Origin of the sequence: Bacillus sp. GbtcB14, assembly GCF_019091205.1 — a bacterium.
GTDB classification, from domain to species: Bacteria; Bacillota; Bacilli; order Bacillales; family Bacillaceae_G; genus Bacillus_A; species Bacillus_A cereus_AG.
Genome location: NZ_JAGXJT010000008.1, coordinates 62,433 through 88,241 on the forward strand (window position 1 = coordinate 62,433; position 25,809 = coordinate 88,241).

A 25,809-nucleotide genomic window follows, 5' to 3' on the forward strand; every position below is an offset into this window, starting at 1 on the left:
ACTTTTTTCTTAAAATTCAATATGTTCATAAAAACATCTGTTTTTCATAAGTATAATTAACCTGAATGGTTTTGGAATTTGGGAAGGAGAATGTAGCTTTGAAAACATTAGAATTACAAGAGCGTTTAACTGAAATTTTTCAGCATTTACATGAAAATCCTGAAGTGAGTTGGAAAGAGTATGAAACGACAGCGTATATTACTAACTTTTTAAAAGAAGAAGGAATTTCATATAAAATATTTGATGATTGCCCAGGCGTGATTGCTGAAATTGGAAGCGGAAATCCAGTTATTGCAATTCGTGCCGATATGGATGCACTTTGGCAAGAAGTGGACGGAGAGTTTAAAGCGAATCATTCATGTGGTCACGATGCTCATATGACAATTGTGATGGGGCTTATTTTACAATTGAAAAATAAGAGATGGGACAGTGGAACGGTTAGGTTTATTTTTCAGCCGGCAGAGGAAAAAGGAAATGGTTCTTTAAAGATGGTAGATAAGGGTGCTGTGGATGATGCAGATTTCCTATTCGGTGTTCATTTGCGCCCGATTGAAGAACTACCTTTGAAACAAGCTGCCCCATCTATTCGTCACGGAGCAGCAGGATTTTTAGAAGGTACGATTCATGGGGAAGATGCACATGGGGCACGCCCGCATCAAGGGATAAATGCAATTGATGTTATTTCTATGATTAATATCGGTTTGAAAAATATATGGCTACCACCGCAAAGTTCATATTCAGTGAAGATGACAAGGTGCCAAGCTGGTGGAGATAATTTAAATATTATTCCGGGGAACGGCCATTTTAGCTTAGATGTTAGAGCAGAAAATAACATATTACTAAATGAATTGAAGCAAAAAATAGAGCGAGTAATTCTGTCGGCTGAATCAATGGGATCTAAAGTATCTTATGAGTGGATCGATCTCGCACCAGGAGCTGAAGTGTCAGAAGAAGCTGAGCGCTTTATGCGAAAAGGCATTCTTGAAGTATACGGGGAAGAGGGATGCACTGGACCACTGTATACGACAGGAAGTGATGATTTCCATTACTACACAGTGAAGAGACCACATTTAAAAGCTGTCATGCTTGGACTAGGTGCAAACTTACAACCTGGATTACACCATCCGCATATGAAGTTTGATCATAGTTGTATTATGGATGGAGTAGAAATATTGAAACAAACTGTATTGAAAGTATTAGAGGACAGGGGCTAGAGAGCTCCTGTTTTTTTTTGTAGGAATTTGTCGTTAAGTCGATATATTGAAAAAATCGTTAATATAATTTCATGTACCAGTTAATCCAATAAAAAAATGAGTCTCCAATACATGGTGTATAATAATAGGTACCATTTTCTAATAGGAGAAGACGAATGAACGAACAATATTATGATGCTGTATTACATATAAAAACTGTCGGTGAGCAAAAGGGCTTTAATAAGTCTATGCACTATCACCGTTATGAACCGACGCCATATAGCGGATTAGATGAGTTATTAAATCAATATGAAATAAGAAGTAGCGACCGGGTTGTAGACTTTGGATGCGGAAAAGGACGATTAAACTTTTACATGCACCATAAGTGTGGCGCTTCAGCGGTTGGAATTGAAATGAATGAAGAGTTTTATAAAGAAGCGATGGATAATTTAGAGCGCTATGCACGAAAGATAAGAAACAGTAAAGATAAAATTGGGTTTGAATGTTGTTTAGCGCAGGAATATGAGATTGATCCACGGGATAACCGGTTTTATTTCTTTAATCCATTTTCTGTACAAGTATTTATGAACGTAGTAAATAATATTTTACTTTCGGTAGAAGAGGCGGAGAGAGAAGTAGATATTATTTTATACTATCCTTCTGAAGATTATATTTTCTTCTTGGAGAATCAGACTGCGTTTGAGCTGAAGAGGGAAGTAAGGTTGCCTGGGGCTTATGAGAAGAATGCGAATGAGAGGTTTTTAGTGTATACATTAAGATTATAAAAAAGCAGGTGCCTTGGCACCTGCTTTTCTTTACTCACGTCTATATAATTAGTTACTAATTAGTTACGGATTAAGTAATCAAATGCACCTAAAGCTGCGTTTGCACCTGAACCCATAGAGATGATGATTTGTTTGTACGGATTATTTGTACAGTCACCTGCAGCAAACACTCCTGGTACGTTTGTAGCACCGTGCTTGTCTGTTACGATTTCACCGCGAGCGCGTTCAACTGTTTCGCCTAACCAGTCTGTGTTTGGCACAAGACCGATTTGTACGAATACACCTTGTAATTCAACGTGATGAACTTCTTCAGTTTCACGATCGATGTAAGAAATACCGTTTACTTTATCAGTACCAGTGATTTCTTTCGTTTGAACGTTTTTCAGAACAGTTACGTTTGGTAAGCTGTTAAGACGCTCTTGTAATACAGCATCAGCTTTTAATTCTGGCATGAATTCAAGAACAGTTACGTGCTTAACAATACCTGCTAAGTCGATAGCTGCTTCAATACCAGAGTTACCGCCGCCGATAACCGCTACGTCTTTTCCGATGAATAATGGACCGTCACAGTGTGGGCAGTATGCTACACCTTTATTTTTGAACTCAGCTTCACCTGGTACGCCAACGTTACGCCAGCGAGCACCTGTAGAAACGATTACGCTCTTACTTTTCAGAATAGCGCCGTTTTCAAGTTCCACTTCAATAAGTTCTTTTTTCTCTAAACGTTTCGCACGTTGTAGATTCATTACATCGATGTCGTATTCTTTTACGTGCTCTTCAAGACTTGCTACTAGCTTAGGACCTTCAGTGCGTTTTACGCTGATGAAGTTCTCAATACCCATAGTATCCATTACTTGACCACCGAAGCGCTCAGCAACGATACCAGTACGGATGCCTTTACGTGCTGCATAAATTGCTGCACTTGCACCAGCAGGGCCGCCACCAACAACAAGAACATCGTATGGATCTTTATCAGAAAGCTCTGATGCATCTGGACCGTTACCCATTTTAGCTAAAATTTCTTCAAGTGTCATACGACCGCTTCCGAAAGATTCGCCGTTTAGGAAAACTGTTGGTACTGCCATGATGTCTTTGCTTTCTACTTCCTCTTTGAATGCAGCGCCATCAATCATAGTATGTGTAATACCAGAGTTTAGAACGCTCATTACGTTAAGAGCTTGTACAACATCAGGACAGTTATGACAACTTAGGCTGATATAAGATTCAAAATGATATTCGCCTTGAATGTTTTTAATTTGATCGATTAGTTTTTGTTCAACTTTTGGAGCGCGTCCACTTACTTGTAGTAAAGCTAACACTAATGAAGTAAATTCGTGTCCTAATGGAATACCAGCGAATACGACACCAGTGTCTTCACCAGGGCGATTTACGCTAAAGCTTGGTGTTCTCTCTAATTCAACTTTTTCTACTGTAATCTTAGATGACATAGTAGCTAATTCGTCTACTAGAGCTAACATATCTTTAGATACGTCGTCGTCTCCAGCGCTTACTTTAAGTAAAATATCGTTCTCCATTAACTGAAGGTATTGGGATAGTTGTGTTTTTATATCTGCATCTAGTATCATTTTGATCGAACTCCTTAGATTTTGCCTACAAGGTCAAGGCTTGGTTTAAGTGTTGCAGAACCCTCTTGCCATTTAGCTGGGCAAACTTCACCTGGGTTGTTACGTACGTATTGAGCTGCTTTAATTTTGTTAACAAGAATGCTTGCGTCACGGCCGATACCGTCAGCATTGATTTCCATAGATTGGATAACGCCGTCTGGATCGATGATGAATGTACCACGAGCAGCAAGACCTTCTTCTTCCATTAAAACGTTGAAGTTTGTAGTGATTGTGCGAGTTGGGTCACCAATCATGATGTACTCGATTTTGCCGATAGTTTCTGAGCTATCATGCCATGCTTTGTGAGTGAAGTGAGTGTCTGTAGATACAGAGTATACTTCAACGCCTAAGTCTTTAAGAGCTGCGTATTGGTTTTGTAAGTCTTCAAGTTCAGTTGGACAAACGAATGTGAAGTCAGCTGGGTAGAAACAAACTACACTCCATTTTCCTTTTAAACTTTCGTCAGTAACTTGGATAAATTCTCCATTATGGTAAGCATTAGCTTTAAACGGTTTTACTTCTGTGCCGATTAATAACATATTAAAATTCCTCCTAAATGTTGGTTGTGAGCATCAAAAAATAGTGTGCTCATAAAATATATTTTTTAATTAACTATAATAATTCTAATTCGATATTAATTATCATATAGAAGTGGTTATTTTGTCAAGTGAATAAACCAACTTTATATCAATTTAATTAATATTTATTCTCAATTGAGATGATGAAGCAGTTTGGCAATGATAGAGTAGAAAATTTAGTTGTAAATGAGTCAGTATAGTCATAGGTGGAAGGTTGTTTACATTTAAGCTTGAAACATGTAGATGATAATTAAATGTTTTGAGGAAAGATGTTTTTAGTAGGTTATGTGGTTGAAAAGTAACTTCTTACTTTATTGTACAAAGAATGATGAGATAAATAAAACAAAATGAATCGGAATCTTTTTGAAAAATTCTTCTTATTTTAATTGTTCATTTATTGGACATATATTGAAGCGTAAACTGTTTCGCGAGGAGTTAGGGAAAAAGAAATAACTCAGCTTCTTTCGTAAAATTAAAGTATTAAAAAATCCCCTATCCAGCGTAAGATTACTTGATAGGGGATTTTTTTAATGGGTGTAGGGCGTTATGTATATTGCTGTTCAGTGTTTCGAAAAATGTACGTAATTTAGAACTTAAATGATTGTTTTGATGGATAAATAGTTTTTCAGCAACGAGTAGTTCACCATGTATACCAAAACATTGCATGTGTACGGAAATTTCTTCGTTATTTTCATGAATGGTTGGGAAAACGTAATGGAATGCTGAGCTTGGAATCATGTACTCTTTGATCGTATAAGTGTCAGAATCGCAATTTGGCGTATGCTTTATGTAAATCTTTACACTGTCTTTTGTGACGATAAATTCTAACATGGTGCATTTTATAAGGTTAGGATTGAAAGCATTGGATTCTTGTAAATATAAATTAAAATTGGTTCTGTCGGAAATGGATTCAATGTTTGTAAGCGTAATGTCTTGATTAGTGTGAGTGCTCATTTTGTTCTCCTTAATATAGATAGTAAGAAAATAGTTTTGTGAAATGGGATAATACTTTAAATAGGATTTATTTCTATTCATTAATGTATCAAACGTTTCTCTCAAAAATCTCTCAAGGTATTTTTTATAAAATAAGAAACCTGTTTCAGCTTAGAAATAGGTTTCTTAAAGTTGTATATTTTGAAGTTTGTAAGCCCATAAATATCCTTTGGACTCTAATAATAGGTCGTCGGTATTGTGTGTTTCGATAAATTGAACTGTTTGGTTAATCTGCATTTCATAACCATCAGTTGTACGCTCGATTTTGAGAGGGACATTTAGCTCACTAAATAGTTGGCGTATTCGGTAAATAGTATTATACAAATTTGCTAATGCACGTTTTTCATCTGTGTTAGGCCAAATATCATCAAGAATTTTCCACTTTGAAACAGCTTTTTCTTTATGGAGAAGGAAGTAATAAAAAAGCTCTTCGGTAACACGGGTAGGCCACTTTAGTGATTGATGGTCTTTTTTTATAAATGTATTACCGTACAGTTGTACTTGAAGAGTATTTGAACTTCTTTGTTGATTCGTAACACCGTAATATTTTTTTAGGCGGTAATCTACATCCTGTACAGCGCTAGGTGTTAATGGTTTTAATATATAATCGAGAGCTTGTACCCGAAACGCTTCTAAAGCATAAGTGGGGTAGGCAGTAGAAAAGATAATCGGAACATCGATACCGTCATCTACTAATTTCTTAGCGAGTTCAATTCCTGTCATTTTAGGCATTTCAATATCTAGTAAAATAGCGTCTAATGTGTAATGAGGAAGCATGTTAATTGCCTCTAATGGTGACTGGAAAGTATCAACAATTTGAAATCCGCCATGTTTTGTTAATAAATGATTATGTAAATCTAAAATAGGCTTTTCATCTTCTATTATTACTATTCGCCACACTACATTCTCTCCTTTAATGGAATCGTTACATTAATAGTTGTTCCTTTACTTTCAATAGAATAAATTTCTACAGTTCCATTAGAAAACTTTCGAACACGACGTAAAACATTAGAAAATCCAATTCCTTGGTTCTGAAGAGTTCCGTTTAACAAATTGTGTATGGTTGTTTCTGACATCCCAATACCGTTATCTATTACTTGTATAAATAAAATCTCTTTTATTTGTTTTATATTAATTTGTACATGACCGTTTTCTTCTTTCTCAAATAGACCGTGGCGTATTGCATTTTCCACAAGTGGTTGTACGAGTAAATTAGGTATATATATTTCATCTAAAGATTCAATAGTGTCAACTTCATATGAAAAAGAAAGACGTTCGCCAAATCGTGCCTTTTCTATTTCTACATATGCTCGAATGATGGAAATTTCTTTTTGTAATGTAGAGTAATTTGTTTCGTTTCCGGATTCAAATATATAGCGTAAGTAGGAGCTTAGCATCGTTAGGAGATGTGCAGCATGTTCGCTATCTGTATAACAAAATGAAATAATATTACTCATTGCATTATATAAGAAGTGCGGTTTAATTTGTGCCTGTAGAAAGGCCATTTCATTTTCAAATGCTTGCAGTATCGCTTCTTTTGTTTGGAAAATAGTATGTAATCTAGCTAATAGTACTTGCTTTGTATAAGGTTTGACTAAGTAATCATTTATTCCACTTGCAAATAAATGATCTACATGCGTTGGATAATCTTTTGAACTTAACATTAGAATAGGTAATTCTAGTACTGATGTTTTTTTGCGTATATGTTTAGCAAGTTCGACTCCTCCAATCTCAGGAAGAGTTTCATCTATGATAAGAAGCGCGAAATCTTTCATGCTCTCTAATAAGAAAATAGCATCTTGAGCCGAATGCACAATGGTAATATTGTATGTTTCTGCTAGTAAAGATTTTAGCACCTCTGTATGTATGACATCATCATCTACAATTAAAATTGTTGGCTGCTGACTAGTGTTTGCTTGGGAAACTTCTTTAAAATTATGTTGTTCCTGTAAAATAGTATGTATTTCTTTATATTCATAAAAAGGAACTTGGATTTTAAATAAGATAGAAGCTTTATAGTAATCTACCTGCAAATGTCCATCCATACGTTCTAGCAGTTCTTTACTTATTAATAAACCGATTTCAGTGCGAGTATCTTCATAAGTAACAGTAGAGTTGCTAGTCGCTTTAAAGGTTAAATGAATATTTTCTCCTATATGCTGAGCATCAATAACAATTTTCCCATCTACTGCATAGTAACAACATTCTTCTAAAATACGGTAAAGAACTTGTGTTAACCGGTCTTCATCTACTAGTCCGTGTAAATTATTTGGTACATACTCTTGATATGTAATATGTTTTCTTGAGAGAGGTAGTTCCATTAATTTATAAACATGATTCACAACCATTTTTATATTTGTTGATCTTGCTGTAAAAGAATAATCATGAAATTTAATTCTTGTGAAATCTTGTAGATCATTAGTAAGGTATAGTAAACGTTCTGTAAGTTGTTCTAATAAGTGTAGCTCATTTGAATGCTTCTCTTTTTTATCATTAGCTTTTACGGATTTAATTAAATTAATTGCATGGTATAACGGATCTTTTAATTCTTGTGTTGTTACTTTTAGAAAAGAATCTTTCGTTAAATGAATAGCTTCTAATTTTTTTGATAAGTGCTCGGCCTCTTCGGTACGATTAATAAAACGTGTGCCTAAAAAGACATTCATCATAATAATGAACCCTAGTAGCCCAAAGCGGTTAAATATATTACGACCTGATGCAAAAAGTTGTTCGAGTGTACCGCTAAAGAGAAACATAAATAGAGTAAGTAACATAAGGGTGAAAATTAAAATTTCGTTTTTACTAATAATCCACTTTTTTTGTATGATGAGCTGAGTCATTCTCAGGATAATCCACAACAACATGATATTCATATAAAAAAAGTATGGTGTTTGTAGATTTGATAGCGACCGAGCTGGAAATAAGATTATTCCTACGCTATAAATAAAGAAAGGTGAAAATAATAAAAACAGTTGTTTTTTATTTATAATAGTCGGCATAGTTTTTGAAATAAATAGTGGTAATAAAATAGCACTAAAAAATGTAATAGAGTCCTGTAAGCGAAAATAAAATTCAAAAGGGATATTAGGAACGGCACGAAGTAATATACGTTCTCCTCGTGTCATAACAATTAGTGCTAGGCTTAGGAAATAACAACCGCTATAAAAAAAGCCATCATCTTTTTTACGTAACAAAAAGATAGTGAGATGAAAAATACTAAAAACTAATAAGATGGAAACGGCTGTCCATTCGATATTTGTATCTTCAGCTACGTCTTCTTGCATTGCTTTAGCATCACCGAAATCGATTGGAAAAATAATACCTCCGCGTACATTGTAGAAATTTGAAACGTGAATTGTTAGGAGCAATTCTTTTGCTTTTGGCTTTAAATAAATTTCATATGATGGATTTTCAGGTTTTGTAGCTTCTTTTGATTTTCCAATTTGACCTATTGCAGAAACTTTTTCGCCGTTTACATAAATGGTATGGGCGGACCAAATGTTTCGAATGCGAAAGCCAACTTCAGAAAAATGCTTAGGTAGCTCGATTTTTAATTGATAAGAACCATATTGTGTTTTGGATTCCCACTGTCCTGGCACAATTTGATTTAGAGCTTTTTCTTGAAATTGGTTCACATCTACAAATTCATTTGGGGTGAATTTCCATTCGCCTGCTAAAGATAATATTTTCGCATTTGAAGGAAGATCACCTAAGTTAATTGTCCCATTTTGTGCACGTGTTTGAATGAGATTTGTATCACTATCTCGAAAGTTAATATGTATCATTAAAAATATCATCATAGTGATGAGAAACCAACCAATGGCTTGTTTCCACATGGAGTAATCACCTCTTCTTCAATAATATATAATAAAATTTCTAATAATTAAATTGTATATATCAAATATAAGGATTTAATGTATTGGCATGTTATGAAATCCATAGTTTTTTAACCAATTCGCCTGTAATGTATAGGGGAAAATGTTCCGGATGAAGGTTCAAAAGTAAAGAAAGGCGTTAGCTGAATACAGCCATTGTAAATATTGAAGTGATGTAAATGAATTATCAGTAGGACTGAAATTTTCCTTTATTTAGAGAGGATAAACTAAGAAAATAGAAGCATTGACTCCCATTTTTAACAAGATATAATAAAACCTAGATATATCTTTCAAAAAGAAGAAGATATAATATAGGATGAAAAAAATTTAACCTATTATTTTTTATAGCTTTTAGAAAACGCTTACAATTAGTGTGGAGGGGAAACCATGTCTAAGTTCACGAAGTATTTTTTAATGGAAGCTAACGATGTGATTGCATATGTGAAAGAGAAAGTGCCTAAGTTTGAGCAGGCAAAGGGGTTACAGTGTAAAGAAATAGGTGATGGCAATTTAAATTATGTGTTCCGCGTTTGGGATGAAAAGGAGAACATTTCCATCATTGTAAAGCAGGCTGGGGATACAGCTCGTATTTCAGATGAGTTTAAGTTGTCGACGAATCGAATACGTATAGAATCGGATGTTTTACGATTAGAGGGTGAGTTAGCACCTGGACTGGTGCCAGACGTATATTTGTTTGATAGTTTGATGAATTGTTGCGTCATGGAAGATTTATCGGATCACACCATATTACGTACAGCACTTATAAATCATCAAATATTTCCGAGGCTTGCTGACGATTTAACTACTTTTATGGTAAATACACTTCTATTAACATCAGATGTTGTAATGAATCATAAAGAGAAGAAGGAACTTGTAAAGAATTATATAAATCCTGAATTATGTGAGATTACAGAGGACCTCGTATATTCAGAACCATTTACAAATCATAATAAGCGTAATGAGCTATTTTCGTTAAATGAGGGATGGGTTAGAGAGCATATTTATAGTGATAAAGAGCTTCGTATGGAAGTAGCAAAGCTGAAAATTTCTTTTATGACGAATGCACAGGCGCTTATTCACGGTGATTTACATACTGGTTCTGTCTTTGTGAAAAATGATTCTACAAAGGTTATTGATCCTGAGTTTGCCTTTTATGGACCGATGGGATATGACGTTGGGAATGTAATGGCGAATTTAATGTTTGCTTGGGTGAATGCAGATGCGATCATGCCGTCTGGAGCTGAAAAAGATACGTATATGGGTTGGCTACAATCGGCAATGGTAGAGGTAATTGATTTATTTAAGAAGAAGTTTTTAGACGCTTGGAATATTCATGTGACCGAGATTATGGCGAAGGAAGAAGGTTTTAGCGAAGTATATTTACAATCTGTATTAGAGGATACGGCTGCAGTGACGGGACTTGAGTTAATTCGTCGTATTGTTGGACTAGCGAAAGTAAAAGATATTACTTGTATTGAGAATGAGGAAGCACGTGCTAGAGCAGAACGCATTTGTCTTCAAGTAGCGAAGAAATTTATTTTACAGGCGAGTCAATATAAAACAGGCACAAGCTTTGTAGAAACGTTAAAAGAACAGTCAATGCACTACGTGAAGTAAGGGGAGAAGATGATGGAAGAGCAATTAATACCAATTCAGTGGAAAGAAGATGCTTTAGTTTTATTAGATCAAACATTATTACCGAATGAAGTTGTCTATGAATCTTTTAAAACAGCCGAAAGTGTGTGGGATGCCATTCAAGTAATGAAAGTACGAGGAGCGCCAGCGATTGGTGTTTCAGCAGCTTATGGTGTGTATTTAGGCGTCAAGGAAGTGACTCAAAGCTCGGTGGAAGAATTTATAGAGGAAGTCAAAAAGGTATGTGCATATTTGGCAACATCAAGACCGACAGCAGTAAACTTATTTTGGGCACTTGAAAGAATGGAGGCAGTCGCGACAGAGAATGCACACTTATCAATAGCCCAGTTGAAAGATAGATTACTAGAAGAGGCAAAAGAGATTCATAGAGAAGATGAAGAAATTAACCGTCAAATTGGAGAACATGCATTAACATTATTCCATGATGGAATGGGAGTATTAACACACTGTAATGCTGGTGCGTTAGCGACGACTAAGTATGGTACTGCGACAGCTCCGATGTACTTGGCGAAAGAAAAAGGATGGGACTTAAAAATCTACTCAGATGAAACACGCCCTAGGTTGCAAGGTTCAACGTTAACAGCATTAGAACTACAGCGAGCGGGAATCGATGTTACTGTCATTACGGATAATATGGCAGCTATGGTCATGTCACAAGGGAAGATTGATGCTGTAATCGTTGGATGTGACCGTGTAGCAGCAAACGGTGATGTAGCAAATAAAATTGGAACATTAGGTGTATCTATTTTAGCTAAATACTACAACATTCCATTTTATGTAGCAGCCCCAACACCAACAATTGATTTAAAAACACAGACAGGAAAAGAAATTCCAATCGAAGAAAGAGATGCCTCTGAAGTAATTAATCGCTTCGGACAATATTCTGCTCCGAAAGAAAGCAAAGTATATAATCCAGCATTTGATGTTACGCCACATGAAAATGTAACAGCGATTATTACGGAAAAAGGGATTGTAAAAGCACCGTTTACGGAGAATTTAAAAAAGCTATTTCAATAAGTAGATAAATCTAAAGTCAGTCATCACAAGCTTCATACTTAGGGGGATGTATATGTTATTACAAAAAGAAAGAGAAGAAATTGTAGCGTATGGAAAGAAAATGATCTCTAGCGGTTTAACAAAGGGGACGGGCGGAAATATTAGTATTTTCAATCGCGAGCAAGGTCTTGTTGCAATTAGCCCAAGTGGTTTAGATTATTATGAAACAAAGCCTGAAGATGTAGTTATATTGAATTTAGATGGTGAAGTGATAGAGGGAGAGCGAAAACCATCAAGTGAGCTCGATATGCACCTTATTTATTATAGAAATCGTGAAGACATAAATGCGCTTGTACATACACATTCTCCTTACGCGAAGACGATTGCATCATTAGGATGGGAACTTCCAGCAGTATCGTATTTAATTGCTTTCGCAGGCCCGAATGTCCGCTGTGCACCGTATGAAACATTTGGTACGAAACAATTAGCAGATGCTGCTTTTGAAGGGATGATTGATCGTCGTGCAGTGTTACTTGCGAACCATGGTTTAATGGCTGGAGCGAATAATATAAAAATGGCATTTACTATTGCAGAAGAAATCGAGTTTTGTGCGCAAATTTATTATCAAACGAAAAGCGTCGGAGAGCCGAAGCTATTGCCAGAAGATGAGATGGAGAATTTGGCGAAGAAGTTTGAAGGGTATGGGCAGCAGTAGAATGAAATAAAAAAACCCTCAAGAAAAAATCTTGAGGGTTTTTCTTATGCCTTCTTAAGTAACAAATACATAAAGTAAGGGGCACCAATTAAAGCAACGACAATACCTGCTGGGATGCCATTAGGATCAACGATATTTCGTCCGATTGTGTCTGCTAATAGTAATAGCCATCCACCGATTAAAACGGCGATAGGCATGAAGATTTGATGCCTTGGACCTACTAAAGATTTTGCGATATGAGGAGCCATCAGCCCGATAAAGCTAATTCCTCCTGTTACGGAAACAGCTGCAGCAGCAAGTGCAACGGCTGCAACTAATAAGTATCTGCGTTCTTTTTCAATTTCAATTCCAATACCGATTGCGACTGGCTCGTTTAATGCTAGAATGTTTAATCGATTTGCTTTATAGAAAACGAACGGAATTAATACGATTAACCATGGTAGCATTGCGAAAATGAAGACCCAGTCATCGCCCCAAATGTTTCCGGCGATCCACTTAGCGATAAAGTCCACTTTCATACGATCAGCGGATGAAATAAGGACAATCATCATTCCAGATAGTGCAAATGAAAAACCGATACCAGTTAATGTTAGTCGTATTGGCTGAAGTCCTGTTGATTTACTATATGAAAATACGTAAATTAGAACAGCTGTAAGAAAAGCACCGATAAATCCAACGACAGGTAGTAAGTAAAGAAATGAACCTACATCTATTGGAAAGTATAAAAAGAAAATAGCAACAGCAACACCAGCCCCAGAGTTGATTCCGAGAATACCAGGTTCCGCTAAATCATTTCGGGTAATTCCTTGTAGGATAGCACCTGATAAAGCGAGAGCCATACCAGCTAATAATGTAATAACAATTCTAGGTAGTCGTAAAGAGTATAAAACAAACTCCTCTTTAAAAGTCCCTTGTCCCATTAATGTTGGGAGTAGTCGATCATAAGATAAAGATGCTGAACCGAGTCCCATTCCAACTACAATGGTTGTGATGGTTAGTATAAGTAAAGCGAGTATAATAAGACGTTGTTTTCTTAAAATAGATGGCATCATGAGAATGTTTTTCCTCCTTTACGTACAATGAATAGGAAGAATGGTAATCCTACAATTGCGACAATAGCAGCAACTGGTGTTTCGTACGGAGCATTAATTGTACGTCCAATTGTATCTGCAAGTAGCATAAAGGATGCACCAGCAATTGCTGACATCGGTATGACAAAACGGTAGTCCGGCCCAACAATTGGACGTACCATGTGAGGGATCATTAATCCGATAAATGCCATGTTCCCAACAAGCGCTACAGAAGCACCAGCAAGTAAGATGATAATGATAAATAAAATGGTTTTAATGACAATAATTTTTTGACCAAGTCCAACAGCAACTTCTTCACTGAAACTAAGGACTGTCAATTTTCTTGCAAATAAGATAGCGATAAATATACTTACTGAAATGACTGGAATAATAATTTTCAATTGGCTCCAAGTCGTTCCAATTACGCCTCCAGCAGTCCAAAGTGATACATCTTGTGAAATTTTAAAGTAAATGCCGACGCCTTCTGAAATTGCAAGTAGAAATGCTGAAACGGCAGCACCAGCTAATACAATTCGAAGGGGAGAAAGTCCGCCTTTTTTCACCATGCCAATGCCAAATACCATAATTGCGCCAATTGCAGCACCGATAAAGCAAGCAAATGTTAAGTAAAGATAGCTGATGGAAGGATTGAAAGCCAGCGTTAACGCGAGCGCAGCATTTGCGCCACCAGTTAGCCCCAGTAATCCAGGATCAGCAAGTGGATTTCGTGTTAAACCTTGCATAATGGCTCCAGAAACGGCTAGTCCAGCTCCTACAAAAATAGCAGCTACTTCACGTGGTAAACGAATTTCTCGAATAATAGATATTTTGTCCCCTTTAGCAGAAGAAGTGAGTGCCAACCATACATCTTTGATTGAAGTATCCGCAGCCCCTACCACCATTGCCACCATAAAAATAAGAAAGAATGCAATTATGCTCAAAATGAGTTTGTATGTAAAAGCTATAGAACGTGGATTGTCGTGATCTTTTGTCATTCGTTTCACATCTTTTCTGTTCATAGAATAAAGGAAGAGGAATTCTTAATTTAAGAATTCCTCATGTTTGTATTATTTACCAAGAAAGCTCTTCTTGAAGAAGTCTAGTTGGAAATCTAATGTAAGTGGATCGTTGAAATAGAATTCCATCATGTTTGCTTCGTATACGCGATTATTTTTTACTGCTGGGATGTTTTTATATGATTCTGTCTCTTGGAATGAGTTATCAGTATCTTTGTTTTTACTTACGATTAAGTAATCACCAGCAAACTCAGGTAATACCTCAGTAGATAATGCGTAGTAACCTTCTTTTAATGCTTTTTCTTTTACTTTTTCAGGCATTTTTAATTTCATTTCTTGGTATAGAATTTCTGTTCCACGGCCCCAGTTTTCGCCGTATACATAAAGCTGTTTGTTGAAGTTTTCTACAACAGAAACTGTTGCATCTTCACCGATTTTTGCTTTAATTTCTTTACCAGCGTCTTGTGCACGTTTCTTGAAGTCATCAACCCAAGTTTTTGCTTCTTTTTCTTTGTTTAATAACTTACCGATTTCTAAATGCTGTGTTAAGTAATCAACCTTTCCGTAAGTGTATGTTACAGTAGGAGCGATTTTCTTTAACTTATCGACATTTTTAATATTTGATAAACCAATGATTAAATCTGGATTTAGTTCAGCGATTTTTTCAACGTTTTCATCTGATACTTCAGCAACATCTTTCAGTTTGCTATCAAAACGTGGGTTTTGCTTAGACCATGAATCTACCCCAACAAGATTTACATCTAATGACATTACATTACCAGCGAATGATGATAAGACAACAACGCGTTTTGGATTTGCAGGAACTTCTACTTTACCATTTTCAGATTGGTATGTAATTGTTTCTGATTTACTACCTTTTGCATCGTTCTTTTTGTCTGTAGAGCCATTGCTACAAGCACTCATAACAAGAACGAAAAGAACTGTTAGTGAAATAAATAACTTTTTCATCGTCTTTCTCCTTTAACATAGATGATATGTGTATACAATAATTTGTTTAACTGCAATCTGTTTGAAAGAGTAGTGGTAATGCAAAATGCGTATTAAAAATCTTGAATATGAGATTTTACAATATAGTATTAACCATATTAGTGAAAGAAGATGTAATCTCAAATTTGCTAATTATTAACAAAATGATAATGATTATCACTATTGATTCTTTAAATACTATAATTTTATATAGGTGTATTGTCAATAGTGATTTTGATTGTAAAATTTATAAAAACAAGTTATATTTTATTGAGAATGATAATCAATTATTAGTAGCTGAGGAGTGACACGAATGAATCAAGAAGAATTGTTTGATGTAACTGTGATAGGCGGAGGACCTGCAGGGCTTTATTCAGCTTTTTATAGTGGACTAAGAGAGATGAAAACGAAAATAATAGAATTTCAACCACAGTTAGGTGGTAAAATACATGTTTATCCAGAAAAAATGATTTGGGATATTGGCGGATTGTTACCAGTTACTGGTGAGAAATTAATTGAGCAACTTGTGCAACAAGGATTAACATTCCAGCCAGAAGTTGTATTGAATACAAAAATAGAATCAATTATTCGTAATCAAGATGGGATTTTCACATTAAAAACAAGCTCTGGGGAAGAACATTTTTCAAAAACAGTGATCGTCGCAACTGGGAGTGGTATATTGAATCCACAAAAGTTGTCGATTGAAGGTGCGGAGAGATTTGAAGTCTCGAATTTAAATTATACAGTTAAATCGTTAAAACGTTTCAAAGATAAAACGGTAATTATTTCAGGTGGAGGGAACTCTGCAATTGATTGGGCAAATGAATTAGAACCAATCGCGAAAAAAGTGTACTTAACATATAGAAAAGAAGAATTATCTGGTCACGAAGCACAAGTAAAACAACTTATGAATAGTTCAGCAAAATGTTTCTTTAATACATCGATTACAAAATTAATTGCTGGTGATAACCATGAAGCGATTGAATATGTAGAATTAACAAACCATGAAACGGGAGAGATTTCTCAGTTATCTATCGAAGAAGTTATTATTAATCATGGATATGAACGTGACATTACATTATTGGAAAATAGTGAGCTAGATGTCGCAATTGTAGATAATTACTTTATTGCAGGGAATGCGAATAGTGAGTCCTCTGTAGATGGATTATATGCTGCGGGAGATATTTTAAAGCATGAAGGGAAATTACATTTAATTGCAGGAGCGTTCCAAGATGCTGGAAATGCTGTAAATAAAGCGAAACAATTTATTCAACCAGATGCAAGTGAGTATGGAATGGTTTCGTCGCATAATGAAGTATTTAAGAAGAGAAATCGTGAATTGATCAAGCAGATGATGAAATAATAAAAAAACAAGTATACCCCCATTTACTTCTCTATTCGAGTGATAAGAGAGGCAAATGGGGGTTTTCCTGTTTACTATATTTTCAATCATTATAATGACACCGGTTTCATCAGTTCATGTAATATGAACGTTTTATTTGTAAATCTTCCTAGAAAACAATGAATCTATGTTTTGCTGACGTAGAACAGTATTACATTATGCTGTCCCTTTAGCTTGTTCGTTAGGAAATGGCATATTTAATATAGACGCAATGTACTGTTTTCCATGCATTCGAGCTAATGATTCTAATATTTGACGGACGCGTTTTGTAAGATGTCCTTGTCCCTTTATAGCTTCACAATATGCATCATAGAAAGCGTATTTAGCCCAAAGGAAATCATCTTGTTGGAATAAAAAATGATTTTTGTACCATTCCCCAATTGTATGGTAACAATTGTTTTCATGTATTACTGAGCTTTGAGAAAGAATACGATCAGATAAAGATGTAGTTAAATGAGAAATTGTGTTTTCTGTTTCAACCTGTAATGTTTTTTCTAACATTGTAATGATGTGACGAGTAGCCATATGTTAACTCTCCTTTGTGTAAATGGGTAATACCATTCTATATTTAAAAAATCCTTACTATATTATTATACAATATATGGAATGCATCCACCTTCTTTTTAAATTGCATTTACAAAATCTTTTTTATTTGTTTACAAAAATAAAGTAAGATACAGTATATAGGAAAAAACAATAAAGGAATGAACGCGTTGTATATAACAGTAGAAGAAGCTGCGGAGTATTTGAATTTACCAAAGTCGTATATCGAAGAGCTAATTCAGAAAAAGAAAATTCGTGCTCTATTCGATGGAGAGCAATATTTATTAAATAAAGAACAATTCAATACACATTTAGAACAAATGGAGAAATATAAGCAATTAGTGGAAGAAATATTGAACGAACCAATTCCAGAAGATATGGATGTTAAAGACGAAGATTAAACTATAGGAAATCCCGTATGAAGATATGCAGAAATGTATCTTCATACGGGATTTTTTTGTCTCAAAATATCAAAACTTTAAGGGGAATTTAGGGTTTTTCGGGAGTTTGATAGGTAATAGTCTACCATGTTAAAAGCATATTTTTTTCTAGCTAGGACAAACATAGAGAACGTAACCTGTACAGATACATATACTATCAGTGCAAAAGCTTATAAATTAATGGAAGGGGTTTTCTCGTGAGTTTATTTCATTGTGATTTTCTGAAAGATTTAATTGGATCTTTTGTAAGAGTAAACAGGGGTGGTCCAGAATCTCAAAAAGGGACAATAGTCGCAGTATGTTCAGATTACTTTGTATTGAAGAATGAAAAAGGAGAGCTCTATTACTATCAGATTCGTCATCTGAAAAGTGTTACAAAAAATGCGAAAGATTGTAAAGCAGATGATTGCGGATGGTTTGAATGTGAATGTGAAGATGACTTTGAAAAGCTACTTCAAAGCTTCAAATATCGCTGGGTGAAAATTAATCGTGGTGGTCCAGAGAAAGTTGAAGGTATTTTACAAGATGTTTCTTGTGAATTCGTGACATTAATTGTAAAAGAAGAAGTTATATTAGTTGCAGTATCCCATATTAAGAGTGTCACAGTAGAGTGCGGAGAGAGCGAAGAAAGTAATAGTGAAAGCACTTGTTCAGGTCGAGATCGCGCACAAAGACAATCAAGTAGAGGAAGATAATAAGAAAGGAGGATATAAATTTGGAGAGTGTATTATGTTGTGAGCAAATTAAGTGCTTAGTCGGTGAGACTGTGAAAGTAAATCTGCGTGGACCAGAGAGTCGAGTGGGGGTACTTGTATCGTTAGGAAGAGATTACCTCACATTACAACTTCCTCTTGGTGAATTAGTATATTACCAATTGAAGCACGTGAAGAGTCTAGTTAAGAAAGTGAAAGAAAGTAAATGTGGCGATTGCTATGTTTCATGTTTCTGCTCTGATGATGATACTTTTGTCGATGTATTACGTGACTTGAAGTATAAGTGGGTAAAGATTAATCGTGGCGGCCCAGAGTGTGTGGAAGGTTTATTAAGTGAAGTGCATGAAGAATGTATTACGCTAGTAAACGGTGATGAAGTCATTTATATCATTAATTATCATATTAAGAGTGTGAGTCAAGTAGTGAAATGTAAAAAGAATGAAGATGAATAATGTTTAATAAATAAGAGGGGCATTATGAGGGAAAGAGAAGAACAATTTCTTATTTCGATAGTATGAAAAGGAATTACTTACTATTAAGACAGAACATTGCCCTGATTATTTTTTTAAAATGGAAGAGAGTAAAGTTGAAATTCATAGGAAGGAGGATATAGATGAATGAGTTAAACAAAAGTATTGGAGAAAATATATATATTAAATTAATCGGTGAAAAAAGGTTTAAAGGTGTATTAATAGACGTAGGGAATGATATTGTTGTTCTTTACAATGGACAAGACTACGTATATATATCTTTATACCATGTACAATATTATAAATTTTTAAGACCATATGATGAAGAAATATCAAAACCAGATGTTGATTCTGTAATTAAGAGAGAATCACCTTCCATTTCTTTGAGAAAAGTATTAAGTACTTCTAAAGGAATTTTTACAGAAGTTTATGTAGCAGGAAATGCTCCAATACATGGTTATGTTACAAGTGTAATGAACGATTATATTGTTTTTTATAGTCCAGTTTATAAAACAGTATATATATCTTTAAAACATTTAAAATGGTTAATTCCGTATAAAGAAAATCAAGTTCCTTATGCCCTCAATAAAAATGAACTCCCCGTGAATCCGCTAAATATTACGTTAGCTAGAACGTTTGAAGAACAGCTTATTAAAATGGCTGGCAAAATTATGGTGTTCGATTTAGGTGAGGAATCTAATAAAATCGGAAAGATGGCGAAGATTGATGAGGGGCATATTGAAATATTAAAAGCACGTGATGCAAAAATGTATGTAAATATTCAACATGTAAAATCTGTCCATTGTCCGTAGAGTAGACTAGTTGAAAGGCTGGCTTTTTCTTTTATATATGCAAAAGAAAAGGTCGAGCCTATTTATTTAGTTTGATTTGGATGTGAGGGGAAAAATGAATTGAATATAATTGTGTTAGTTGTATCTATGAAGAGCTAATCTTGTGCAAAATTATAAAATGAAACTTTAATCAGTGGGGGGCATCTCTCACCGATAGGGTTTTTACGGGCAGTTGATCCTTTGCCTAACTTTTTTGCTTTCGCTGGATTTTGAGTTTTGGGTCTTACTGCCCAGCAAATAGCGGGATAAAAAATATGTACGAGCTATCTTTTGATATATTCAATTTATTTTTTGGAGGGAGAACTGTTCAACTACTATATTAAAGGGGTTTTGTTGGTGGAACAGTTTTCAAATTCGTTATCGATTACATTACTTGGTAGTGCTGGTGGAGCAGCAAAAGCAGTTTTAGCAATTTTAAATCAAGCGATAGTAAATGAAAAAGACCTGATTTATGAAACGATAAAGAATGTTCAATTTCATTTGGTTGATATAAAACAAAAAGATAGGACTTATTACGATGAGTTGTTTCCAAATTTGAAAGATCAATTGTTTTTATATGAAATTGATCTTCAAGATGTAGTGAAATTCAAACAACATTTGAAAGAAAAAAGCACGAGTGTTGTTATTGATGTTTCGGGGGCAGATACGATCAGAGTATTAAGCTGTTGTAATGAACTTGGAATTTGTTATATTAATTCAGCTTTGGAAAATGAGGCAGTAGATCAGGACGATAGTTTAATCGGTTTTCAGCTTACGGAAAGATATACGAGATTTGAGAAGGAAAAAGAGAAATTTACAAATACAAAAGCAATTATAGGCTCAGGTATGAATCCAGGTGTTGTTCAATGGATGGTTGTTGAACTTATGAAGGAACGCCCGAATGAAAAGCCAAGAGCATGCTATATAGTAGAACATGATACGTCATTTTTGAATGATACAGCACTTATAAAGCCTGATACACTTTATGCTTCATGGGCAGTAGAGCGATTTCTAGATGAAGCGATATGGAGTTATCCGATGTATATGAGTCATCATCGTCCTCTTTACTTTTATGAAGATGTATATGCTTCAGAGTATAAAGTAAAGTTGGGAGAGAAAGAGTTTTATGGTTGTTTAATGCCACATGAGGAAGTTTTAATTTTAGGGAAAAACTTTAATATGGAAGTTGGGTTTCTTTACCGAATTAACGAGTATACAACAAATATAATTAGACAGAATTTAGATAAGGTAGAAGAACTATGGAACTGGAATCGTAAAGTATTTAATCCAGCCGAAGAAGAGATTGTGGGCGAGGATCTAGTCGGTGTATTACTCGTTTATGAAAATAGCGAGACATATATGTATAATGTGATGAATAGTAGCCAAGTTTTTCATAAATATAAAACGAATGCGACTTACTTCCAAGTAGGATGTGGAATTTATGCTGGCTTGTGTAGTTTACTGTTCGATAACTTTAAACAAGGTGCCTATTATGTAGAGGAATTATTATTAAATACAGAAAGTAAGTACGGAGAATATTTAAATTTATATATGAAGGATTTTGTAGTGGGGGAAAATGATTTTACGGATGGATTGCTACATGATCGGGTAAGATGGATATAAGTTGTGACGAAAAGGGAGGGGGAAATTTCCTTCCTTTTCGCGTTATAAGGTTACATATTGTTCTGAAAGTAATTTCATACTTATAATTTAATGAGATAATATGTAGAGTTTTTGTATGGATCATGAGGAGCATTTATATGAACAAATTTAAAAACTTAATTTATAAGAAAAGAGAAGCTTTAAAAGTATTTAAAAAAATTAACGGATTTGTTAGGAAAACCGAAACCAACGAATTATGAATGGTGTAATATACAGGAAATCCTTTTATATGTTGTACAGCTAATGGAAAGTTATGCAGCGCAATATAGAGTGAGATTTCATTTGCAAGTAGATGGGAATCTACCGGTTATAAATAGTGATGATAAACAATTAAAACAAGTGTTATTAAATATTATTAAAAACGGAATAGAATCAATGCCAGAAGGTGGAGATATTCATATCCGTACATATCAAAAAACTGAAGGGCATTTATGTATTTCTGTTGAAGACCAAGGCTTTGGTATAGAGAAGGAGAAGTTAGAGAAGATTGGAAAGGTTTTTTACACAACAAAGGAGAATGGTACGGGACTTGGATTAATGATTACATATAAAATTATTAAGGAACATCAAGGAAGTATCGCAATTCAAAGTAATATGGGAATAGGAACGAAAGTGGAGATTTTTTTACCAACAGTATCATGTGCTAGAGAAAATATTTTTCAGAAAAGTGTTCTTGTTGCGTAAATATAAACATTTTATAAAATGTTTCAAGAAGGGTTTTTTTTATAAAACACTTCGTTTATAATGGAGGAAAATATCGACATGAGATTTATTATTCATGTTACGGTTCGGTAGTAGGGGTGCACACGCATCCTTTTTTCTATGCAGATATGATGAAAGAGGTGGTATGATGGAATTAACATTAAATTCGACTGTACGTTTACACACGATTCAATTTCGAAAAGAGCAAAATAATTATATTGTAAAAGATACAATTACAGGAGAAAAATATGAAATGCCGCCACTTTGGATTGATGCATTGGCAATGATGCGTGACGGTTTTTCATTGGGGGAAATTGAGGAGAAATTAAAAGAAGAGTATCCGGCCGAAGAAATAAATATGTTAGCATTTACGAGGCAATTGTTAGAGCTAGAGCTTGTCGAAATGGTAGATGGGGAAGAAATAGCATGTACAAAGAAGAAAGAGAAAGATTATTTAGCTTGGTTACGTCCTCGTGTTGAGCAATTCTTTCTTAGTTTAAATAGAAAAAATAGAAGCAAAGGTCAATAATGATCTTTGCTTTTTTGTATAGTTTGTTTAAAAAATTACAGCGAATGCCCTTGCAAAAGCACCGTCGCTATCTTTAATTTTTAAAGGTGCCGCTGAGAAAAAGAAACGTTTCGTATTAATGGCATCTAAGTTTGTTAAGTTTTCGATTAAATAAATATTATTCCCAAGTAGTATGTGATGAATCGGTGATGTTTCTGTTGTTACCTCATCAGGAGAGATGAAATCTAAACCGACAGATTTTACTTTTAATTGAACTAGTTCTTCAGCTAATTCTTCAGAAAGATAAAAAGCTTCTTTCTCATATGCTTCTGTATTCCATTTAGTAGATAGATTGGAATGGAAAATGACAATATCGCCTTCTTTTATGTCAGCGTTGTGTAATACTTCTTTAGGTAGTTTTCGTTCTTTTACATGAGTTACATCAATAAGAACAGCGTCGCCTACAAATTGATTTAGGGGTAATTGATCAATAGTCGTTGCACCTGAAATGAAATGAGCAGGAGCATCACAATGTGTGCCAACATGAACAACAGAATGAAAATCTGTAACTTGATAGCCTGCCTCTTCAACGCTTGTAATGGCTCCTAAATTGATTTTTGGTGTTCCAGGGAATTGGGACATGTTGTTTTCAAATGTTTGTGATAGGTCAATTACTTTCACTTTAAATACCTCCAATATATGTTTTGAAATAAAAAAACTCACCTTTCATAATCAAGAAAGATGAGTTTTGCACACAATAGTTACGTTTTATCTTTCAAAATGCAATGCATTTTGCAGGAATTAGCACCTATTCAGTTTGTATAAACTGAGGTTGCTGGGCGTCAAAGGGCCGGTCCCTCTGCCTCTCTTGATAAAGACATATTAAGTTTTTTGATTCTGAATATTCGTTGTATTTAAATTGTAATTCATTTCCTTTTTTCGTGCAATACAAAATAGGTATTCACCCAAATAAAGTTGCTCGCATATTGTAGCTTATGTAAATAGAATGCTGCGAAGGAGTGAGTGCAGTGACAGGGACTGTATTGAATTATTATGCTGGTGGAAATACAGCTAGAGGATTTCATAATTTATACGATGAGAATTTAAAAGGGTTAGACAGATTATTTATTTTAAAGGGTGGCCCTGGAACGGGGAAATCTTCTTTAATTAAGGCAATAGGTCGTGAATGGGTTGAAAAAGGATATGATATTGAATTTTTACATTGTTCTTCCGATAATAAATCGGTTGATGGTGTAATTATTCCGAAGTTAAAAGTAGGAATTGTTGATGGAACATCTCCGCATGTTATTGAACCGAAAATGCCAGGAGTTGTCGAGGAGTATATTAATTTAGGGGTTGCTTGGGACTCAGATAAATTAAGAAAGCAGAAGGTGGAAATTGAACGATTTGTTTCAGAAGCAAGTAAAGCTTTTCAAACTGCTTACGCTTGTTTTAACGAGGCGCTAATTATACATGATGAGTGGGAGAAAATATATATTAATAATATTGATTTTAATAAAGCAAATGAACTAACCGATCAGTTGATTCAGAAGTTATTTACAGATAAAGGCGGGAAACAATCGCTTGTGAAACATCGTTTTTTAGGAGCAGCTACACCGAAAGGAGCAGTTGATTTTGTTCCTAATTTAACAGAAGGATTACCACATCGTTATTTTATAAAAGGACGCCCAGGCTCTGGGAAATCAACAATGCTCAAAAAATTAGCTAAGGCAGCAGAAGAAAAAGGATTCGAAGTTGAAGTATATCATTGTGGATTTGATCCGAATAGTCTTGATATGGTGATTGTAAGAGAATTAGGTTTTGCAATTTTTGATAGCACCGCACCACATGAATATTTTCCGAGCCGCGAAGGTGATGAGATTATAGATATGTATGCCCTTATCGTGACACCAGGGACAGATGAGAAGTATGCGACAGAAATTCGCGACGTGTCGGTTCAATATAAAGCAAAAATGAATGAGGCGATGTCTTTCTTAGCGAAAGCGAAATCAGTTCGTGATAAATTAGAACGAATTTATATTGCTGCTATGGATTTTTCAAGAGTAGACGCATATAAAGAGGAGATTCAAAAAGAGTTTGAACGAATTGCGGTTAGTGTAACAGAAAAGAACAAGTAAAAAATAAGTTTTTTTGGTAGGCTGTCGGGAGTTTTCTGACAGCTATTTTAGTATGTAGTAAACTTAGTGGTATATTTGTCGAATTTCCAAGGAAATAATCAAAAGATGGAGAGGGTATGAAATGAGAGAGAAAATTAGGTTGGAGTTAGAAAGAATTGAAAAAGAGAATGAAGTGAAAATTTTATTTGCAGTGGAATCAGGGAGTCGTGCTTGGGGCTTTCCATCGAAAGATAGTGATTATGATGTTAGATTCGTTTATATGCATCCGGTAGAATGGTATTTATCAATTCATGATAAACGAGATGTAATTGAGTATCCGATTAGTGATGATTTAGATATAAGCGGCTGGGATATTAAAAAAGCGTTACAACTATTCGCAAAGTCAAACCCAGCTTTACTTGAATGGATTCGATCACCGATTTTTTATTCGAAAAACTCTAATTTTCCAGAACAGCTTCAGCAAATGAGTGAAAAGCATTTTGATCCAAAAGCAACGATATATCATTACTTACATATGGCTTCAAAAAATTATCGTGAATTTTTGCAAGGTGAGAATGTAAAATTGAAAAAGTACTTTTATGTATTACGTCCTATTTTAGCTTGTAAGTGGTTAGAGGAGAAAACAACTCTGCCTCCTGTAGAATTCGATCGATTGATTACAGAATTATCATTAGAACGTAGTGTATTAGCTGAAATTGAACAGTTGTTAATAAAGAAAAAGGCAGGTACTGAATTAGATATTGGATTGAAAATTGAGGTGTTGAATCAATTTTTAGAAGATCAAATTCATTACTATCAGCAATATGTAAAAGGAATTGAAAAGGGATCAGGAATCGATATTGAGAGTTTAAATACATTGTTTCGAGATATGTTGTTTGCAGTAAATGAAAAAGAGCACAAGTGAGTTTGTGC

General features: G+C 34.8%; 24 protein-coding genes, 1 pseudogene and 1 riboswitch. Of the genes and pseudogenes, 15 read left to right on the forward strand and 10 right to left on the reverse strand.

The features are described 5' to 3' along the window. The first annotated feature begins 98 nt into the window (after positions 1 to 98). A complete protein-coding gene (locus KVT31_RS21745) occupies positions 99 to 1,214 on the forward strand; it encodes a M20 peptidase aminoacylase family protein (RefSeq protein ID WP_088094950.1) in 1,116 nt (371 codons plus the stop codon). Positions 1,215 to 1,369: 155 nt separating this feature from the next. Next, complete coding sequence (locus KVT31_RS21750) at positions 1,370 to 1,978, forward strand: SAM-dependent methyltransferase (RefSeq protein ID WP_088094951.1); 609 nt, start codon at positions 1,370 to 1,372, stop codon at positions 1,976 to 1,978. Between the two features lie 59 nt (positions 1,979 to 2,037). Here KVT31_RS21750 and ahpF read toward each other — a convergent pair whose 3' ends face one another. The 5 genes from ahpF to KVT31_RS21775 form a co-directional block, all read right to left on the reverse strand. Next, entirely contained in the window at positions 2,038 to 3,564 is a 1,527-nt protein-coding gene (gene ahpF, locus KVT31_RS21755) for an alkyl hydroperoxide reductase subunit F (protein ID WP_000599491.1), read from the reverse strand. Between the two features lie 14 nt (positions 3,565 to 3,578). After that, on the reverse strand, positions 3,579 to 4,142 hold the full coding sequence (gene ahpC, locus KVT31_RS21760) for an alkyl hydroperoxide reductase subunit C (protein WP_000924417.1): 564 nt from the start codon (positions 4,140 to 4,142) through the stop codon (positions 3,579 to 3,581). Positions 4,143 to 4,688: 546 nt separating this feature from the next. Continuing rightward, the gene (locus KVT31_RS21765; RefSeq protein ID WP_088094952.1) at positions 4,689 to 5,135 is read right to left on the reverse strand and encodes a DUF3978 family protein; all 447 of its coding nucleotides are present in this window, start codon (positions 5,133 to 5,135) and stop codon (positions 4,689 to 4,691) included. Between the two features lie 165 nt (positions 5,136 to 5,300). Beyond that, complete coding sequence (locus KVT31_RS21770; protein ID WP_098341930.1) at positions 5,301 to 6,074, reverse strand: response regulator; 774 nt, start codon at positions 6,072 to 6,074, stop codon at positions 5,301 to 5,303. Continuing rightward, positions 6,074 to 9,010, reverse strand: coding sequence for a histidine kinase (locus KVT31_RS21775; protein WP_088094954.1), 2,937 nt, complete (start codon positions 9,008 to 9,010; stop codon positions 6,074 to 6,076). The genes KVT31_RS21770 and KVT31_RS21775 overlap by 1 nt, the downstream gene beginning before the upstream one ends. Positions 9,011 to 9,436: 426 nt before the next feature. On the opposite strand from KVT31_RS21775, the gene mtnK reads away from it, so the two are divergent. The 3 genes from mtnK to KVT31_RS21790 are packed head-to-tail and all read left to right on the forward strand — an operon-like array spanning position 9,437 to position 12,416. Beyond that, positions 9,437 to 10,666, forward strand: a complete 1,230-nt coding sequence (gene mtnK / locus KVT31_RS21780; RefSeq protein ID WP_088094955.1) for an S-methyl-5-thioribose kinase — start codon at positions 9,437 to 9,439, stop codon at positions 10,664 to 10,666. 12 nt (positions 10,667 to 10,678) lie between these two features. Further along, positions 10,679 to 11,722, forward strand: coding sequence for an S-methyl-5-thioribose-1-phosphate isomerase (gene mtnA, locus KVT31_RS21785; RefSeq protein ID WP_140392322.1), 1,044 nt, complete (start codon positions 10,679 to 10,681; stop codon positions 11,720 to 11,722). Positions 11,723 to 11,774: 52 nt separating this feature from the next. Continuing rightward, the gene (locus KVT31_RS21790; RefSeq protein ID WP_088094957.1) at positions 11,775 to 12,416 is read left to right on the forward strand and encodes an L-fuculose-phosphate aldolase; all 642 of its coding nucleotides are present in this window, start codon (positions 11,775 to 11,777) and stop codon (positions 12,414 to 12,416) included. A 44-nt stretch (positions 12,417 to 12,460) separates the two neighbouring features. Here KVT31_RS21790 and KVT31_RS21795 read toward each other — a convergent pair whose 3' ends face one another. Genes KVT31_RS21795 through KVT31_RS21805 form a run of 3 tightly spaced genes read right to left on the reverse strand, consistent with a single transcriptional unit; the run spans position 12,461 to position 15,471 of the window. After that, a complete protein-coding gene (locus KVT31_RS21795; RefSeq protein ID WP_088094958.1) occupies positions 12,461 to 13,468 on the reverse strand; it encodes a FecCD family ABC transporter permease in 1,008 nt (335 codons plus the stop codon). Next, positions 13,465 to 14,505, reverse strand: coding sequence for a FecCD family ABC transporter permease (locus tag KVT31_RS21800; protein ID WP_140392323.1), 1,041 nt, complete (start codon positions 14,503 to 14,505; stop codon positions 13,465 to 13,467). The genes KVT31_RS21795 and KVT31_RS21800 overlap by 4 nt, the downstream gene beginning before the upstream one ends. Before the next feature lie 48 nt (positions 14,506 to 14,553). After that, complete coding sequence (locus tag KVT31_RS21805) at positions 14,554 to 15,471, reverse strand: iron-hydroxamate ABC transporter substrate-binding protein (protein ID WP_000732569.1); 918 nt, start codon at positions 15,469 to 15,471, stop codon at positions 14,554 to 14,556. A 331-nt stretch (positions 15,472 to 15,802) separates the two neighbouring features. On the opposite strand from KVT31_RS21805, the gene KVT31_RS21810 reads away from it, so the two are divergent. Next, a complete protein-coding gene (locus KVT31_RS21810) occupies positions 15,803 to 16,852 on the forward strand; it encodes an NAD(P)/FAD-dependent oxidoreductase (RefSeq protein ID WP_088094960.1) in 1,050 nt (349 codons plus the stop codon). 195 nt (positions 16,853 to 17,047) lie between these two features. Here the strand turns inward: KVT31_RS21810 and KVT31_RS21815 are convergent, their stop codons facing one another. Beyond that, positions 17,048 to 17,416, reverse strand: a complete 369-nt coding sequence (locus tag KVT31_RS21815) for a hypothetical protein (protein WP_088094961.1) — start codon at positions 17,414 to 17,416, stop codon at positions 17,048 to 17,050. Positions 17,417 to 17,595: 179 nt separating this feature from the next. On the opposite strand from KVT31_RS21815, the gene KVT31_RS21820 reads away from it, so the two are divergent. The 7 genes and pseudogenes from KVT31_RS21820 to KVT31_RS21850 all read left to right on the forward strand — a co-directional run bounded on the left by KVT31_RS21820 (position 17,596) and on the right by KVT31_RS21850 (position 22,780). Continuing rightward, positions 17,596 to 17,835 (forward strand): helix-turn-helix domain-containing protein, encoded by a 240-nt coding sequence (locus KVT31_RS21820; RefSeq protein WP_088094962.1) that lies wholly within the window; start codon positions 17,596 to 17,598, stop codon positions 17,833 to 17,835. A gap of 236 nt (positions 17,836 to 18,071) precedes the next feature. After that, positions 18,072 to 18,569 carry a spore coat protein gene (locus tag KVT31_RS21825; protein ID WP_088094963.1) on the forward strand — a complete coding sequence of 166 codons (498 nt, stop codon included), beginning with the start codon at positions 18,072 to 18,074 and terminating at the stop codon, positions 18,567 to 18,569. A gap of 20 nt (positions 18,570 to 18,589) precedes the next feature. Then, on the forward strand, positions 18,590 to 19,039 hold the full coding sequence (locus tag KVT31_RS21830; RefSeq protein WP_088094964.1) for a spore coat protein: 450 nt from the start codon (positions 18,590 to 18,592) through the stop codon (positions 19,037 to 19,039). 161 nt (positions 19,040 to 19,200) lie between these two features. Next, positions 19,201 to 19,869 (forward strand): LSm family protein, encoded by a 669-nt coding sequence (locus tag KVT31_RS21835; protein WP_088094965.1) that lies wholly within the window; start codon positions 19,201 to 19,203, stop codon positions 19,867 to 19,869. A 375-nt stretch (positions 19,870 to 20,244) separates the two neighbouring features. Beyond that, entirely contained in the window at positions 20,245 to 21,510 is a 1,266-nt protein-coding gene (locus tag KVT31_RS21840; RefSeq protein ID WP_088094966.1) for an S-adenosylmethionine decarboxylase related protein, read from the forward strand. 207 nt (positions 21,511 to 21,717) lie between these two features. Next, a pseudogene (locus KVT31_RS21845) lies at positions 21,718 to 22,233 on the forward strand (ATP-binding protein); the annotation flags it as partial. A gap of 166 nt (positions 22,234 to 22,399) precedes the next feature. Next, positions 22,400 to 22,780 carry a hypothetical protein gene (locus KVT31_RS21850; RefSeq protein WP_088094967.1) on the forward strand — a complete coding sequence of 127 codons (381 nt, stop codon included), beginning with the start codon at positions 22,400 to 22,402 and terminating at the stop codon, positions 22,778 to 22,780. Positions 22,781 to 22,807: 27 nt separating this feature from the next. On the opposite strand, the gene KVT31_RS21855 is transcribed toward KVT31_RS21850, so the two are convergent. Continuing rightward, positions 22,808 to 23,440 carry a cyclase family protein gene (locus tag KVT31_RS21855; protein ID WP_088094968.1) on the reverse strand — a complete coding sequence of 211 codons (633 nt, stop codon included), beginning with the start codon at positions 23,438 to 23,440 and terminating at the stop codon, positions 22,808 to 22,810. 84 nt (positions 23,441 to 23,524) lie between these two features. Next, a riboswitch (SAM riboswitch) is annotated at positions 23,525 to 23,637 on the reverse strand. A gap of 150 nt (positions 23,638 to 23,787) precedes the next feature. Between KVT31_RS21855 and KVT31_RS21860 the strand changes: the two genes are divergently transcribed. Next, positions 23,788 to 24,897 carry a PRK06851 family protein gene (locus KVT31_RS21860; RefSeq protein ID WP_088094969.1) on the forward strand — a complete coding sequence of 370 codons (1,110 nt, stop codon included), beginning with the start codon at positions 23,788 to 23,790 and terminating at the stop codon, positions 24,895 to 24,897. Positions 24,898 to 25,018: 121 nt separating this feature from the next. Then, positions 25,019 to 25,801 carry a nucleotidyltransferase domain-containing protein gene (locus tag KVT31_RS21865; RefSeq protein WP_088094970.1) on the forward strand — a complete coding sequence of 261 codons (783 nt, stop codon included), beginning with the start codon at positions 25,019 to 25,021 and terminating at the stop codon, positions 25,799 to 25,801. The last annotated feature ends 8 nt before the right edge of the window (positions 25,802 to 25,809 follow it).